Source organism: Streptomyces doebereineriae (genome assembly GCF_031845645.1).
GTDB lineage: Bacteria > Actinomycetota > Actinomycetes > Streptomycetales > Streptomycetaceae > Streptomyces > Streptomyces canus.
The window spans coordinates 1-426 of sequence record NZ_JAVREZ010000422.1; the positions used below are offsets into that span (position 1 = coordinate 1).

Sequence of the window (426 nt, forward strand, 5' to 3'; positions counted from 1 at the left end):
TCGTGGAACCGCGCCGTGCGGGGGACGCGGCGCGGGCGGTGGCGTCGGACGCGCGGATGGACCGGGAGCTGGGGTGGACGGCCCGCCGGGACGTCCGCTCGATGGTGGAGTCGGCCTGGGAGGGGTGGTGCCTGCGTCATCCGGAGGCGCTCCCCGACACCCGTAAATGATCACCCCACTGCTCTGACCTGCGGAACGTTTCCGCAGGTCAGAGCAGATGACAACGGTGTTCAGTCCCGTGTTGCCCCAGCCCCCCCACCCGTAGTTCACTGGTCGGCGTCGGGCGGTTCCGCCCGGCGCCGTCGAACGGACCTGGAGGCGTTTCGCATGGGGGCTGGGCACGATCACGGGCACACGCACGGCGGTCCGCCTCCGACCGGAACGGCGGCCGCCGCGTACCGGGGCAGACTGCGCGTCGCCCTGGGG

The 426-nt window shown here is 72.8% G+C and carries 1 pseudogene; it reads left to right on the plus strand.

The window, feature by feature from the left end:
• Nucleotides 1-170 (plus strand): annotated as a pseudogene (locus RNB18_RS52610) (UDP-glucose 4-epimerase GalE); the annotation flags it as partial.
• Between the last annotated feature and the right edge of the window lie 256 nt (nucleotides 171-426).